The organism is Bacteroides sp. AM16-13 (assembly GCF_003602705.1).
Classification (GTDB): domain Bacteria; phylum Bacteroidota; class Bacteroidia; order Bacteroidales; family Bacteroidaceae; genus Bacteroides; species Bacteroides xylanisolvens.
The window spans coordinates 35,570-52,793 of the sequence record NZ_QTLK01000014.1; the positions used below are offsets into that span (position 1 = coordinate 35,570).

General features: G+C 37.6%; 10 protein-coding genes and 1 pseudogene. 9 read left to right on the top strand and 2 right to left on the bottom strand.

Features of this window, described 5'->3' with window-relative positions:
• From DW173_RS24150 to DW173_RS12900, 9 genes are all read left to right on the top strand, one after another.
• Nucleotides 1-210 (top strand): MFS transporter (locus DW173_RS24150; RefSeq protein WP_231940540.1); only part of this gene is annotated, 210 nt, incomplete at its 5' end.
• A 132-nt stretch (nt 211-342) separates the two neighbouring features.
• Nucleotides 343-1,581, top strand: a complete 1,239-nt coding sequence (locus DW173_RS12865) for an AGE family epimerase/isomerase (protein WP_233562159.1) — start codon at nt 343-345, stop codon at nt 1,579-1,581.
• Nucleotides 1,582-1,589: 8 nt separating this feature from the next.
• Entirely contained in the window at nt 1,590-4,673 is a 3,084-nt protein-coding gene (locus DW173_RS12870; RefSeq protein WP_233562161.1) for a SusC/RagA family TonB-linked outer membrane protein, read from the top strand.
• A gap of 17 nt (nt 4,674-4,690) precedes the next feature.
• Nucleotides 4,691-6,580 (top strand): RagB/SusD family nutrient uptake outer membrane protein, encoded by a 1,890-nt coding sequence (locus DW173_RS12875; protein ID WP_118408877.1) that lies wholly within the window; start codon nt 4,691-4,693, stop codon nt 6,578-6,580.
• 52 nt (nt 6,581-6,632) lie between these two features.
• Nucleotides 6,633-7,754 carry a DUF4434 domain-containing protein gene (locus DW173_RS12880; protein WP_118408879.1) on the top strand — a complete coding sequence of 374 codons (1,122 nt, stop codon included), beginning with the start codon at nt 6,633-6,635 and terminating at the stop codon, nt 7,752-7,754.
• Nucleotides 7,755-7,768: 14 nt separating this feature from the next.
• The gene (locus DW173_RS12885) at nt 7,769-9,322 is read left to right on the top strand and encodes a fimbrillin family protein (RefSeq protein WP_118408881.1); all 1,554 of its coding nucleotides are present in this window, start codon (nt 7,769-7,771) and stop codon (nt 9,320-9,322) included.
• A 65-nt stretch (nt 9,323-9,387) separates the two neighbouring features.
• Complete coding sequence (locus DW173_RS12890; RefSeq protein ID WP_118408883.1) at nt 9,388-10,329, top strand: fimbrillin family protein; 942 nt, start codon at nt 9,388-9,390, stop codon at nt 10,327-10,329.
• Nucleotides 10,330-10,431: 102 nt separating this feature from the next.
• Nucleotides 10,432-11,556, top strand: coding sequence for a DUF4434 domain-containing protein (locus tag DW173_RS12895; RefSeq protein ID WP_147396447.1), 1,125 nt, complete (start codon nt 10,432-10,434; stop codon nt 11,554-11,556).
• A 3-nt stretch (nt 11,557-11,559) separates the two neighbouring features.
• A complete protein-coding gene (locus DW173_RS12900; RefSeq protein WP_118408887.1) occupies nt 11,560-14,223 on the top strand; it encodes an alpha-L-rhamnosidase in 2,664 nt (887 codons plus the stop codon).
• Nucleotides 14,224-14,993: 770 nt separating this feature from the next.
• On the opposite strand, the pseudogene DW173_RS12905 reads toward DW173_RS12900, so the two are convergent.
• Together DW173_RS12905 and DW173_RS12910 are read right to left on the bottom strand one after the other, a co-directional pair.
• Nucleotides 14,994-15,502, bottom strand: a pseudogene (locus tag DW173_RS12905) (SGNH/GDSL hydrolase family protein); the annotation flags it as partial.
• A 191-nt stretch (nt 15,503-15,693) separates the two neighbouring features.
• Nucleotides 15,694-17,196 carry a RagB/SusD family nutrient uptake outer membrane protein gene (locus DW173_RS12910; protein ID WP_232313626.1) on the bottom strand — a complete coding sequence of 501 codons (1,503 nt, stop codon included), beginning with the start codon at nt 17,194-17,196 and terminating at the stop codon, nt 15,694-15,696.
• Nucleotides 17,197-17,224 lie beyond the last annotated feature (28 nt).

Below are 17,224 nucleotides of genomic sequence, written 5' to 3' on the forward strand. Positions count from 1 at the left end.
ATGTCGATAGCAGGATTCGCTCTGTGGATCGGAACGTACCTGATCGGACAGTTAACCCCCTGGATGCTCCAGAACCTTACCCCCGCCGGAACATTCTTCCTGTTCGCCCTCATGTGCGTGCCGTATATGCTGATTGTCTGGAAACTCGTGCCGGAGACCACTGGGAAGTCGCTGGAGGAGATTGAAAGATACTGGACCCGTTCGGAATAAATATAAAACAGACCTTATAATTAATAAATTTACAACTAGACAGTAGGAATAGTTAGAGATGTTTTTTGTATGGCCATTCAATAAACGTTATCATCGATTACTTATCCATGCTGTCATATAATAGATAATATTATGGATTTTAAGAAATTAGCAAATCAGTACAAGGATGAACTTTTGGACAATGTCCTTCCTTTTTGGCTCAAAAACTCGCAGGATCATGAATATGGTGGTTATTTCACATGTCTTGATCGTGAAGGAAAAGTTTTCGATACGGATAAATTCGTTTGGTTGCAAGGTAGAGAAGTATGGATGTTCTCTATGCTCTACAATAAAATAGAAAAACGTCAGGAATGGCTGGATTGTGCTATTCAAGGTGGAGAATTCTTAAAAAAATATGGACATGACGGAAACTATAACTGGTATTTTTCTCTCGATCGTTCGGGTAGACCATTGGTAGAACCGTACAATATATTTTCGTATACATTCGCCACCATGGCTTTCGGTCAGCTAAGTCTGGCCACAGGCAATCAGGAATATGCAGACATTGCCAAAAAAACCTTCGATATTATCCTGTCTAAAGTGGATAATCCGAAAGGCAAATGGAACAAACTTCATCCGGGGACCCGTAATCTGAAGAACTTTGCCCTGCCGATGATACTCTGTAATCTGGCTCAGGAGATAGAACATCTTTTAGATGAAAATTATCTAAAAGAAACGATGGAAACTTGCATCTACGAAGTAATGGAAATTTTTTACCGTCCTGAACTCGGAGGTATCATTCTTGAAAATGTAGATGTCGACGGTAGTCTGGTTGACTGTTTTGAAGGCCGTCAGCTGACCCCCGGCCATGCCATCGAAGCGATGTGGTTTATCATGGATCTAGGTAAACGCCTGAATCGTCCTGAATTGATAGAGAAAGCCAAAGATACCACCCTTACAATGCTCAATTATGGTTGGGATAAAGAGTACGGCGGCATTTATTACTTTATGGATCGTAATGGTTGTCCACCTCAACAATTGGAGTGGGATCAGAAACTCTGGTGGGTGCACATTGAGACCTTGATATCTCTACTAAAAGGTTATCAACTAACGGGAGATCAAAAATGCCTAAAATGGTTTGAAAAGGTACATGACTACACTTGGACACACTTTAAGGATAAAGAACACCCCGAATGGTATGGATACTTAAACCGAAGAGGAGAAGTGTTGTTGCCACTCAAAGGAGGAAAATGGAAAGGATGCTTTCATGTGCCAAGGGGATTATTTCAATGCTGGAACATACTAGAACAACTAGAATTAGAGAAAATTAATCGACTTAATGTAATGCATATATCCCAAGGAAATTATGTAAATAGTGATAATCTTTTATAGTTGTAAATATGAAACAAAGAAACTTTAGATTTAATTTATTGAAGAGCATTGTATTGATATTGATGTGTATAATATGCTCATGTATATGTGCCCAAGAAATATCTATACGAGGGGTTGTTAAAGATATTCAGGGAGAACCTCTTATTGGAGCTACAATCGTAGTAGTAGGTAGTACAAATGGTACGACGACTGATATCAATGGAAATTTTACGTTGAATGGAGTTTCAACTACATCTGTTTTAAAAATTGATTACGTAGGAATGCAACAACAATCCGTAACGGTGAAAGAGAAAAGATTTTTTAATATCACAATGTCTGAAGACACAAAATTATTAGACGAGGTTGTTGTTGTTGGTTACGGTACACAAAAGAAAGGAATGTTAACCGGTTCTATTTCAAATGTAAAAAATGAGAAATTAACTACTGCTCCTATTGCCAATGTAACCAATATGTTGGGAGGACAACTTCCCGGTGTTATAGCCAAACAGGAGGGAGGACTTCCCGGCAGTGATTCTTCGTCATTAAATATTCGTGGCTTTGGTATTCCTTTAATTATTGTAGATGGAGTAGAATCTTCATTGAACAATATTGATGCTAACCAAATCGCTTCTATTTCGGTATTGAAGGATGGAGCTGCTTCCATTTATGGAGCCAGAGCCGGTAATGGTGTAATTCTTATTACAACGAAACGTGGTACTAATCAAAAACCGACTGTTACCGTTAATTCTTCATTTACTTTGCAAGGTTCAACGCATATCAACAAACCGCAAAATGCCGGTCAAAGTGCACAATTGGCCTTGGAACTTTATCAAAATCAAGAAAAACCTGACGAAGCTGCTCCATATACTCCGGAACAGATAGAAAAATATTTTCAAGGTACAGACCCGCACTACCCCAATACTGATTGGTTTGGTCTTGCTATGAGAAAATATGCTCCCCAACAAAATCATAATATAAGTATTTCCGGTGGAAATGAAAATATTAAATTTTATACCTACTTTGGATATAACAAACAAGAAACTATCATTCGTCATGATGGTGGCGACTATTCACGTTATAATTTCCAATTGAATGTTGATGCGAAAATTACTAAAAACTTTTCACTGTCAATGGATGCAAATTCCATCTATGAAGATAAGTGCTTTTCGTATATGGGGTTGAACGGAGGAGCGAATTTCTGGCTAAGATTATATAGTACGGATGCTAAGTATCCGGCAGAACTACCTGATAAATCGAAACTTGCCTATGGAGGTATTGCTGAAGGTAACATTATTGCAGCCGGAAGTACGGAACTTAATGGTTATCAAAAGAACAGGTATAGGACAAACCGTATTAACGCAACTGCCAAATATGATGTTCTGCAAATACCCGGACTTAGCCTGAAAGCATTTATCAGTATGCAGGAGACTTCTGATAAAATGAAAGAATTCAGAAGGCAAAATCTATTTTATAGTTATGACATTGACACTGACCAATACACCCTTAATAGAGGTAGTGACCCGACTAAGTCTACCGAGTCTTATATATATAATAAACAGTTCATTCAACAATACTCTCTGAATTATGAAAATACGTTTGCTCAAGAACATAAAATTTCAGTTATGGGGGTGTTTGAAAGTACCGATTATAGAGGTGATTATTTGATGGGGAGCCGTTCCAATTACACAAATACAGCCATCGAACAGATAATTGCCGGTGACAACACCACTTCAATAGCCGATGGAACTGCAAGCGAAATGGGACGTGCCAGTTGGATTGGCCGTTTGAATTATTCCTATAAGAATAGATACCTGTTGGAGACAATTTTTCGTGCAGATGCATCTGCCAGATTTCCAAAGCACCATCGATGGGGATATTTCCCCAGTGTATCCTTGGGATGGGTAATGTCTGAAGAATCATTTATGAATCGTTTGTCATTCATTGATAACTTAAAATTGAGAGCAAGCTATGGTGAATCAGGTGATGATGCAGTAGGTTTAAATGCAGCGAATGAATTTCCTTATTTATCAGGTTATGGATTTGATGGTCAATATAGATTAGGAGATGTAACATATTCAGGATTGTATGTCACTGGATTAGCAAATCCGGCATTAACTTGGGAAAAGATGAAGATTTACAATGGAGGAGTGGATTTCAGTTTCCTGAGTAGGAAGTTGTATGGTTCTGTTGATGCATTTTATCGTCTTCGCTCCGGCATTCCTGGCACAAGAGTAAATTCTGTTCCTTCAAGTTTTGGTGCCACGCTGCCTACGGTAAACTTAAATGCTATCAATACTCGTGGTTTTGAGCTATTATTGGGTACTTATTGGAAATTGGGAGATTTCTCGATGGATATTACCACTAATCTTACTTGGGCACGCTCAAAATGGGATAAATACGATGAACCCGATTATGAAGATGAAGATCAGGATAGATTGAATAGGAAAACAGGGAGATGGACTAATCGTCAGTTTGGATATGTGTCAGACGGCCTGTTCCAATCTCAAGAACAAATAGACAATTTGCCGTATGTCTATTCTGATCTCGGTAATAATTCTTCATTGCGTCCGGGCGATGTGATTTATAAAGATTTAAACGGAGACAATGTGTTGGATTGGAGAGACCAGATTGAGATTGGTAAGGGGTCAACACCGAATTGGATAGCAGGTCTTAACGGTACGTTCAAATGGAAAGGGTTCGATGTGACATTCTTGTTACAAGGAGCTTGGGGGTATTCTACTAATGTCGATTTGCAAAGTGTTCCGACTAATTTTACGTATGAACATCGTTGGACCATAGACAATTTCGATTCTAACGCCTTGGTGCCACGTTATGGTGGGGCTTCAACTAATAGCTTGTTTTCTGATTATCGTTTACATAATACAGCTTATCTACGTATGAAATATGCATCTATAGGATATGAAGTTCCGAGAAGATGGATGAATAGGGTTGGCATTCAAAAATTGAGATTCTATTTAGCCGGTACCAACTTGTTTACACTAAGCACATTAAGCAAATATGGCGTCGATCCGGAGGTTGCTGATGGCGTTTCTACAGTTTACTATTATCCCCAGCAGAGGACATTTAGTTTTGGAGTCAATTTAGAGTTCTAATATAAAAAAAGAATTATATGAGAAAGATATGTATAAACATTTCATTCATTGTGGCTGTGTTATCATGCATTTCATGCTACGATGTATTAGACAAAAGACCGCTTAATATATATACGGATAATGATGTTTGGTCTAACGCTACTCTTTTGGATAATTTTATAGCATCGCAATATATGTACACTCCGGTAATGGTGGGTGATGCAACTACATTGTTTAATAGTTGGACAGGAAGTCCGATGAATCAAGATCCGCGTTCGACTGATATGAATTATTTTTTTGGAAACAGTTCGCAAGCGTTTGGTCCTCGGTTGATAATGGATATTACAGATGAAACTAAATACAACTCTGATTCATGGGATAACTTGGCTGCTTATAAGATTTCAGGGATTCCTTCAAATGGAGGTTGTTCCGAATATTGGGAAAATGCATATTATACTTTACGTAATCTGAATAACGCCATTGCTAATTTGCCTGATTCTCCTCTTGATGCAGAGCTGATAAAGCTTAGATTGGCGGAATGCCGTTTCCTACGTGCCTATATTTTCTATTCAATGGTTAAGCGATATGGTGCGTTTCCCATGCTGACAGTTGTGCCTAATGTAGATTCTCCTGATGAAGTGCTCTATCCTATAAGAACATCAGAAAAGGATGTGTACGATTTTATCATATCTGAATGTGAAGATATCAAGGAGGATTTAGCCGGTCAGACAGAGTGGGGACGTGCAAGCAAGTGGGCTGCTTTGGCTCTCGAATCCCGTGCTGCACTCTATGCCGGAAGTATTGCCAAATATGGCAAGGTGCAATTAGACGGATTATTAGGCATTTCTTCCAGTGAAGCTGATAACTATTTTCAGAAATCTTATAATGCCTGTCAAGAAATAATAACGAAGGGAGGATTTAAACTGTACGATGAGAATAGTGATAAAGTGCAGAATTTTAAGGATTTGTTTCTGACCAAGAAAAACTGTGAGGCTATTATGGTCAAACAGCATTATGGAACAGGATTTAATAGCGGCGGCGGACTTTGTACATGGTCGTGGGATATGATGCAAGCTCCCAATCCTAATGTGTGGAACTGTGGAAATGAAAATGGTCCATACCTTGAAATGGTAGAAGAATTTGAATATATCGATGGTACATCCGGCAAACTTGATAGAGACTATGTAAAAAGTCGTTTATGGACGATGGAGGAACTCTGGGCTAATAAGGATCCTCGGTTTAAAGCATCTATCTATACCAATGGAGATGAATGGGAAAAATGTGCAGGCGAAGAATATGGAAATGGAAAGATAGATTTTCATATAGGCTTGAGAAAACCAGACGGCACAACTTCGTATAACGCTAACGACAGTTATAATGGCGTAAAGGCTGTAGGATATCAAAGCCAGCATCATGTTCTTTCCGGAGTGACAAATACCGGATTTGGCATTATGAAATATGTAGACCCTTCTGCTAACAATATGATTTGGCTGTGTGAATCACGTACTGATTATATGATTTTCCGCTATGGCGAAATTCTATTGAATATGGCTGAGGCTGCTTATGAGTTGGGAAAAGACGGAGAAGCTCTTGAATTTGTGAATCAGATCCGTAAAAGAGCCGGCATTAACAAACTCACTTCTATTGATTTAGACAAAATTAAACATGAAAGGAAAGTGGAGCTGGCTTTTGAAAACCACAGATATTGGGATTTGCGTAGATGGCGTGATGCTGAAGAAGCTCTTACACAATGGTATACAGGTGTGCGTTATGTCTTGGATTATGAAACACGTAAATATTGGATCGAATTTTTAGATCATGTTGACGGAGCTAACCAGCCTCAATTTCCGGAATCTAATTACTATTTCCCGATTACTCAGGCAAGAATCGGAGCCAATTCTAATTTGGTGGAAAATCCGGGATATTAATGTATGAAATTTATTATTAAAAACAAACATCCTAATATAATTCAATTAGATTATGAGAAAAAACATATTTTTAATTATATTGTTTCTTTGGGCTTTGATACCTTGTAGTTCCTGTTCGTCTGATGATAATGATGTAACAGATGTGAAAGAGGTGGATCAGAAAAAAGGTGAATTAGAAATGATATATTCTATTGCAGACGAATTGGACATGAAAGTCATTTGTGATGTTAATTTATCCGGTGGTAGTTATTACGGTAAATATGCTGCAAGAGACTTGGTCAACAAATGTGATAATTATATTAAGTTATATCATAATTGCTATGGACATCATGCATCATTTTGGGGATGGTATATTAATACCGAGATCAATCCTTTGACTGAAATGCAAAAATCAAAGTCGTTGTTTTGGAGAGAACTTTGGAAAGGAGTGGCAGAGAGTTGTCATAGTGTTGCTCCAGGAACAAAAGTGACGATTTCTCCTTTTTTCATCCTAGATCAAGGCACTCATCGGGGATTCAAGTTTATAACGCCGGAAGAAACCGAAACATGGTGGTATAATACATTGAAAGCAAGCGGAATTGATATTGTCATGCTGCAAGATTCAGGTGCAGAACATTTGTCGTTCTTTACTCTTGCCGAAAGAGAAGCCTTTTATAAAGCTTTTTATAATGCTTGCCGGAGAACCGGCAAAGAACTTTGGGGCAATATCGAGACAGCTGAAATATTGGCTAGAGACTGGGAACATGCTTTGGAGATGGAAAGAAACGGAACTCAGGTGTGGCGTTTTACTCCGATAGACTGGCTTCAGGAGAAAATAGAACTAGCTGCTCAATATGCAACAGGTATTGTCAGCTGGGGATATTATCCTTATATGGATCCTTCTACTGATAACAGCCCGTTAGTTGTACATGGATCGGGTATGGATAATACGACTCGACAAGCTAATTATAATGCTTATCTGGAATATCAGAAGAGAGTTCCTTCAACAATACCGGCAGGAATGAAAGCTCAACCCAAAATTAAAGGAACCCTATGGTGGTTCCCGACCGATTTGGGCAGTCTGGACGGAAAAGAACTTGAGACTGCCCTCCGTAAAGAAATCACCAATCAGAAAAAAATAGGATTTGAATACATTTGGCTGGTTAATGCTTGTAATCACTTTGTTGTAAAATAATAAAATGAAACAACATGAAAAATATAATTTATATTCTATTATCAACAGTTTTATTGATAGCCTGTTCTAACGACAAGGAACTTGTTCAGGACAACTTTTATGCAAGTGAAGATTCTCCTTTGACATTCACTATGCAAGCTCCCTCTATCATTGAAGGAGAAGAAATGAATTTTAACAAAGAGGGATTAAAAGGATATTTTGGTCTATCACTGCAAGGGAAAGACGGAGGTTATTATGATGGTAAGGACTACAATAACATGCCTTATCAGAGAAATGGAGACGAATGGATTTCAACCGACGAAGAATTGATGATAAGCAATAGCGAAGGACATCTTTTTGCATATTATCCATATAATGAAACAATAAGTAACATCAAACAACTGCCGATTGTTGTTGATGATAGTCAGATTGACTATCTGTATGCCGCACCTATTGTTGTCAGTAGCGTAAACTCGCGAGTGTCCCTCTCTTTTCATCACGTCTTAGCTATATTGGAAGTTGAGATTGCACGCAATACGAATGTGACTGATTCTAAATTGAAATCCATTTCTATCAGTGGATCAGGTGTTGGCACAACAAGTGTGTTGGATGTAACGACGGGAATAGTTACCCCTACTAACTCCGATCAGGAAGTAGTTGTTACTTATAATGATGAATATGTGCCGACGGTTGATGAAGTAGAGGCTGATAATACAAAAGCGTTGAAAAAATATATACTGCTTGTGCCCAATCAGTTGGAGAACGGAGAACCGTCAGGATTAGATGCCGGGAAGATAAGTATCAAAGTGAAAATGAATGATACGACTTATAAGCTTGACACAAAGAGAACTGTGACATTCAAGCAAAATGCTTTGTATAAGTGTAAGGTGACAGGTATCACCGAAGACACATTCATTTCTGAGACAGAAAATCTTACATTCGTCAATGATAAAGGAAAGCAAGAATATAACGTGAAAAATATTACAGGAATCATGATTACTGATAAAGAATATTTGCCGGGCAATCATAAAATGATAGTGCGTACTACATTCAACTCCGATCCGGTGAAATGGCGTACCACAAATGACCCATTTGTCGATATCCCGTATTTTTCTACTTCCGATGGAAGTAATTCATACGTTGTAATATTCGATGGAACAAGTACAGATTTTCCACATATATCTGATGGTTCATGGTTAGGTAGCAAAGGTGCTTTAAATGATTTCGATGGTAAAAGTAATACAGCTGCTATGATAAAGGCAAATGGTGGTTATGAAGGAGATGAGTATCCTATTATAAAGGCAAATGCTGCCGCTTTAAAAGAGGGGTGGTATATACCTTCATTAGGGCAATTGGCTGTGATTTATAAATATAGGAACCAATTGAATGCGGAATTGCATCGTATTAAAGCTGCCGGTGGCGATGTTAATGATGTCATCAGTGAAGGATATGCTCTTAATTGGTCTAGTACGACCAATGGCGGTGGTAGCGCATGGGTTGTATATTTTGATTGTGGTATATGTGGAACTCGTATGCAAATCGATGAGAGTTGGACACGCAATCCAAATTTGGTTCGCGATGTTGAATAATCATTCGTCTTTTAATTTTTATTGAGAACTGATTTTGCAATTTTAATGTGTAAAATATTACAAATATGAAAATATTATATGTAACAACATTTTTAGTTTTATCTACAGGTCTCTTTTTTACAGCGTGTAGTAATGATGAAGATACTATCTCGGATGAAATTGTCATTCCTGATGAAGAAGTGGTGGAACCGGTACCATTGCAGATTTCTGTTTCAATAGCCGAGCTGACACGTTCGTTTATTACAGAAAGCGGCTTTAAGGATAATACCTCTATTGGGGTGTCCATGATGTATGTGAATGGCGAAGACTATGGAGAGGGCAACAAGAATCAGAAATACACCTCTGTGGGTATCGGGACAAACCAAGTCTGGAAGAGCGCAGCTGATGTAAAAGTATCTTCTCGATCAGGTTATGCAGTTGCTTGCTATCCGTATTCTGAGAAAAACAACGATTTTACTGCAATTCCCATTGATAATAAAGATTGCGTTGATTATATGTATGGTTCAGTTGCCCATGTCAATAGAGACAAACCGCAAGCCTGTTTAGTGATGCGTCATGCAATGGCTGGTATCATGGTGCGATTCAGCAAAACAGAAAATTATGCAGGGGATGAATCGATTTCAAATATTCGTGTTTCTTCAAAAGCGCTGGGTAAAAAAGCTGTCTTAAATGCTTTGAAGGGGACTATCTCGAACATTGAAAATTTGAATGCAGCTTTGAATTTTGAAGAAACGTTTACGTCGATTACGACAAATCCGGAGGAGACTACAACTGAAATGATAACGGCAGTTCCCAATATTAACGAGAAAGTTGACATGACTCTTTCTTTCCAGATTGGTCAGGCTGAAAATTCCATTGATATTGTAGAAAATGTAGCTTTCGCAATGGGAAAAATTTATGTGATTGATGTGGAATTTCGTCCTGGTAAACTTGTTGTTTCCAATGTTTCAATTTATGACTGGGAAAATAACGGAAATTATGAAGGGTTTATAAGACCGGAGAATTAAAACATTATTTTTAATCAAGGTGGTTGAAGAGCGGGCCTCTTTCTTATCTGTCTTTTTAGCCACTTTTTCCTTTAATTAAAACTGTAAATATTGGTAGAAGATATGAAAAAAAACTGTATATATTTCATTACTTGTTTTTGTCTTATTATGGGAGGTTGCTCTTCTAAACCGAAAGGGAACGAAATACCATGTAAAGAAAATGTCTTGGAGATTATTTATTCTGTCGCAGATGAATTAGGTATGAAAGTGATGTGCGACATAAATATAATCGGTGGAGGATTATATCATCCGGACGAAAATCATGACAGTATACTTACTGTGTTGAAAAAGAAAAGTAATAAGCACATTGTTGCATACCATGAGATGTATGGCAATCATCCTTCCTTTTGGGGCTGGTATTTGAATAATGAAATAAATCCCATGGACAGTCTGGATTATAAGCAGGCCAATTTCTGGAGACAGTTGTGGAAGTCTGTAGCTAATAAATGCCATGCTATTGCTCCGGGCAGCAAAGTGACAATATCACCTTTCTTTTTGTTGGATAAAGAAGAGTTCCGCGGATTCAGATATCAATCGCCTGCCGAGTATGAGGCTTGGTGGTTTAATACAATGAAAGAATCTGATATTGACGTTCTGATGTTGCAGGATTCCGGAGCCGAACATTTAAGTTTCTTTACTCTTGATGAAAGAGAGCCTTTCCTTGCTGCGGCAGCCAAAGCCTGCCAGAGAGCCGGAAAGGAATTTTGGGTCAATGTGGAAACCGGACAGGTGGAAGCTGACAACTGGGCGGAAGCATTGGAAATGGAGCATAATCATAGTCGGGAATGGGCATTTACTCAGATAGACTGGCTGAAACAAAAGTTGCTTCTTGCCGCAAAATATGGCACAGGTATTATTAATTGGGGGTATTATCCTTTTATGAATCCTAAAGATGAATATGAAGCGGAAGTGGATGGACAAAAAGTCAATGCTGATAATCGGAAAGCAAACTATGAAGCCTATAAAAACTATATTGAATCACTGACAGACAATATTCCCGATGGATTATTGGTTCAACCTAAATTGCAAGGTACTTTGTGGTTCTTGGAGGCGGGTATGGAAAATAAAGATATGGCTACCTTGGAAAAAGAATTGCGGGAGGAAATAACCAATCAACGAAACTTAGGCTTTACGTATCTGTGGATTTGTAGTACATCTTATTATTTCACAGCGGAAAAAGAAAAATAAATTATGAAAGGATATATTTATTCTGGTGTTTTGGGGCTGTTTATACTCTGTGCATGTAAAGCTGGGAATGTGGAAATTTCCGATATGAAATGCGAATATACGAGCCATCCTATCTGTGTGGATTCTCCTCAGCCCCGGTTCCATTGGAATTATCATTCCGATAATGTTGACTTTAAGCAAGGTAGCTATTGCCTGTATCTTTCGACAGACAAAGACTGTCTCTATCTTCCTTCTCGAAAAATAGCCGGCGATTCTCTTGTTTGGAGTTCCGGTGTTGTAGAATCTGACCTGTCGGCAAGCAAGTATACAGGGATGAAAAAATTGGAATCTTGCACGAAATACTATTGGAAAGTAGTTGCCACAGATAAGAACGGAGCAAACATGATAGAGTCACCGATAGACAGTTTTGAAACTGCTAAAATTTATCCGGAGAAGTGGACAGGAGAATGGATTACTGATAGCTACGATAAGGATTATCTTCCGTCGCCGATGTTAAGAAAGGTGTTTCAGACAAGAGATGCCAGCATTCAAAAAGCACGTTTGTATGTGAGTGCTGCTGCTTATTGCAAAATGAATATTAATGGAGAACCGGCCTCATCGGCTGTTCTTAACCCCGGATTTACTCATTATGATAAAAGGAACTTATATAGTGTTTGCGATGTCAGTGGTTTGCTGAAACCTGGAAATAATGTGATATCTGCGGTATTAGGCAACGGATTTTATAATGAAATTTTTCCTTTGGGTGTATGGGAGTTCGAAAAGGCAAGATGGCGCAATCGGGCAAGGATGATATGCGAATTGCATATATTATATGCGGATGGTGTCCGGCAAGTAGTCGATTCGGATTCTTCTTGGAAAACCTCTACAGGCCCCTATTTGCAGAATAATATATGTGGAGGAGATACTTATGACAAACAGCGGGAGATTGTCGGTTGGGAAAAAGAAGATTTCGATGATGCGTCATGGAAACAAGCGGTATGTGTGTCTGGACCATCTTCTGTTATGAGTGCCCAGATTATGCCTGCTATAGAAATAGACCGAGAGGTTTTGCCCATATCTATGAAGAACTATGGTGACAGTGTTTACGTATATGACATGGGAATCAATATGGCGGGCTATTGCCAACTTTCAATCAAGGGAGAAAGTGGTACAAAAGTGGCGGTACGTCATGGTGAGCTGTTAAAACCGGATGGTCGTTTGGAAACGGGAAATATAGATATTTATTTCTCGAAACGTCCTGATATCGATTTTCAAACAGATCTTTATATTCTGGATGGTAAAGACAATGTACTTGTGCCGGCGTTTAATTATCATGGTTTTCAGTATGTTGAAGTAAAAGCCGACCGTCCTGTGCATCTTACTAAAGAAAGCCTGAAAGGATTATTCTTTCATACGGCAGTAAAACCTGTAGGAAAATTCAGCTGTTCGAATAGTTTGTTGAATGATTTATGGGAAGCGACGAACCAGTCATATTTGTGTAACTTGATGAGTATTCCTACAGATTGTCCGCAACGGGAAAAAAATGGGTGGACAGCTGATGCGCATGTTAGCATGGATTTGGGATTGCTCAACTTTGATGGAATTACGTTTTATGAAAAATGGATAAATGACATAATCGACAACCAAACTGAAGACGGAAGAATATCAGGAATTATTCCATCATCAGGTTGGGGATATGAAGATTGGATTGGTCCTGTATGGGATGCAGCATTATTCATTGTACCAATGAATTTATACAGATATTATGGTGATAAAAAAGGCATTGAAATGGTTTGGAATACCTGCCAAAAATATTTACATTATTTATCAAGTCGCGAAAATGACGAGGGGACGGTAACTTTTGGTATTGGAGACTGGTGTTTTTATGAAGCACAAACTCAAACAGACTTTACTACTACCTGTTACTATTATATGGAAAATGAATATATGGCAAAATTTGCAGACTTAATAGGTAAAGACGGGACGATCTATAATTTGAAGGCAGAAAAGCTGAAAAGTTTGATTAATGCGAAATATTTTAATAAAGATAGTTGCATATATGCAAATGGTACTCAAGCTGCGCAAAGTATTCCTTTATATTTAGATATTGTCCCCGAAGAATATACGCAAAAAGTAGCAGACAAATTGAGCCGAATATTGGCACAAAATAACAATACACTTGATTTTGGCATGTTGGGTAGTAAAACCGTACTACGTATGCTTGCTAAATATGGTCATGCAAATCAGGCTTATGAGTTAGCTATAAACGAGGATATGCCTTCATGGGGATATTGGATGAAACAAGGACTTACCACTTTATCTGAAAAATGGAAGATATTTAATTCATCGAAAGATCAATCCCTCAACCATATATTTATGGGTGACATCAGTGCCTGGATGTATAATATACTGGCAGGTATTAATTATGATGAACAGCATCCTGGATTCAAACACTTTTTTATCCAACCGCACTTTGTCAACGGTTTGGATTGGGTGGATGCTGAATATAATTCAATAAATGGACTAATAAAATCGTCTTGGAAACGTAATGGCAATGAAATTACTTTAAATGTAATAGTTCCCGTAAATACGACAGCTACAATTAAGATAGGAAGCATAAGTAAAGAACTAAATGCAGGTAATCATATGTTGACATTTGCTAACAACAAGCTGTTTGATAAGAGTTAAGTTTGAATAAATAATATATTAACAATAAGTAGAATATTTTGAAAGCATAAATTTATATGAATTATAAAAAGAATAAATATCAATATGATTATTTTATATTAAAGTTAATAGTTTGATGACAGATTATAGTCAATTTTGCTATCCACTATTTTTTATAAACTGATAGTAGTAGAAAGAGAAACAGATAAAATGTGGTATTTATATGCATAATCATGAATAAAAAGAGCTGTTATTCGCATATAAATACCGCATTATTTTTGATAAACACATGGTTGATTGTAATGAAACGTACGGTTCGTTTTAAAGAAATACACGGTTGGTTTATAAGAAACGCCACGTACGTTTAAAAGAAAGCTATTTTGACTCATAAAAATAGGATTTTTTGATTTATTAGAAGTGCTTTTATGAACTTACTTTATTAAACAAAATGCATAAATAGATTAAAAAATACATTCACTATGCAATGCATGATATCAAATAATAATGATTGTGCTCTCTAAGGGAAGGATTTCAGGAATTTCTGAATAATACTAATGGCTAATCTATGCGATTCTTTTCCGTATCTGACTGCTCGCCTGAATAAATTCAATTATAGCATCATTCAAATACCAAAATGATATTTTACCATTTTGATACTTGAAGATTTGTTTCTATTGATATAACGTACAAAAAATCACCTATCAAAAGTATTTAAAATAGTGACGCTATGTCAACAAGATAGCGTTGCTATAAGCTTCATATAATGATGCTATACCGAGCCGATAGCGTCATTATTTTATTATAATGATTGGATAAACTAAATCAGCATATCTCATCATACCTAAATCAGTGAAATGAATACCGTCTATAGTAGCTTCCCCATTTTCTCCCAGTATATTTTTTGAAGAGATAAAAATGATATTCTTTTCATTTTCCTTCTTTAGCCAGTTGAATAGACTGGTGTATCCAAATGTTTACTACGAATGATATGATAGAATGCTTCCATTCGTTCTTTCATCTGTTCTGCAGAAGCATTAGGCACAAAGTCTAAAACAAAAACGCTGGCATCTACTTCGGCTATCACTTTGGCCACTTCCAAGTCTAAAAGTGCGTTTCCGCTAAACCCCAAGTTGATACATTCACGGTTCAATCTTCTCGATATGATATTGGTATATGCCATTTCGGGACGTGAAGCACAATCTCCTTGAAGGATACCAGTTCTATAAAATACAACTGGCTTTTTGCGGATCGAATAATCAATTAAAGGCTGATCGATGGTGGCTAACGAATCTACTCCTATGATTTTATATCAATAGAAACATCGAGAAATAAATAATTAAAAGCTGCTACAAAAAGAAGAATTTTGTTCATTAATAAATATTTATGTTCTCATTTTGTTTGTTCATTTGCTCGTTCTTTTCTCTCTCCTTTACCTTCGTCATTTGGGACAGATTCAACTGTCCCAAACCAACGTCAGCATTTACTGAAAGTTTAATTATATCCGGGATTTTGTTTAATTGAACCTCCAGAGCGGTCTATCTCAATCTGCGGAATAGGGAATAATTCATTTATCCCTTTTTTAAAGGCAGCTCCACGTCCTTTGGCATAAGGATAGGTGGAAAAAGTATTCATTGTTTCTACATAACAATTCCAACGTTTAAGATCATACAAACGATTGTATTCCATTGCTAATTCAACACGGCGTTCATGCTTGACTGCTGTCAGCAAATCATCATTAACAGTTACAGGTTTCAATTTAATATTAGGAATTATCAATACACGTGAAGTGGCTTCGATATCTCCCGAACGGGAATCATTAGCACGGTCTCGGACCATATTTATGTATTTCACAATTTCATCCTTATCTCCATTAGTCTGTATTAAAGCTTCAGCATATAACAATAATACATCTGCATAACGTATGATATGGAATGTCCAAGCATCATCTCCCCAACCATTACCTCTTCTTGAAACAACAAGAAAAGCTTTACGACTGTGGTATCCTGTATTAGGATATGTTGAGAAATCCAGTGTTTCCGACCCTTTCTCTTTAGGAAATTTATCACCTGGTTCTATAATCGTGTACAATAAACGAGGATCTCCTTCTTCAAATTCGTCGACAAGATTCTGTGTCGGTTGGTCAAAACCGTATGCTCCACAAGACCTTGGATTAGAATATACGGGGGTAAAAGAACCATAAATGTGATCGTTTGGAACATCACCACGTATATTGGGGAAGATAGATTCACTTAACATGTAGTTGTCACTCAAGTAAAGTGATTGGAAATTGGGAGCTAATTCGCAGCTCTTCGAATCAATAACTTTCTTTGCTGCATCACGTGCATCTGCATAATAGGATGGATTATCTTTTGCAAAATACATATATACACGTGCTTGCATAGCCCATACAGCCTCTTTGGTAACACGTCCCAATTCTGTAGTCGGTAAAGAAACCTTATCAGGTATATTACTTTCTAAAGCGGCCTCTGACAGATCTTTCATTATAAAATCAGCCGTCTCTGCTTCTGTAGCTCTGACTAACTTCTTACTATCATCAACTGTCAGCGTACGATCAACTAAAGGTACTCCGCCGAAGATCTTGCAGAGTTCAAAGTAAAAGAAAGCACGGAGAAACTTCACTTCCCCTATATATCTGGCTTTTACGTCATTCGACAGAGGATAGCCATCCGCATCCACCAAAGGCTTATTGGGTATATTCTCCAGGCAAATATTACATCGTGCTATCCCATTGTACATATTCGACCAAAGGTTAACCAAATCAGTATTGGAAGCCAAAGCTCGACCGAAACTAAGGTCTCCCGCAAAAGTGCGATCACCTGCATCAGACCCTCCTTTCTCCGAATCATCAGTGGATATATTATATAAATCCATACGTGGTGCTTCATATCCAGCTACATCATTAAGAGTTTTATAGCACTTAACGACAGCACTATAACCAGCATCAGGCGAAAGAAAAAATCTATCTTGATCCATCACACCTTTAGGGTCTCTGTCTAAAAAA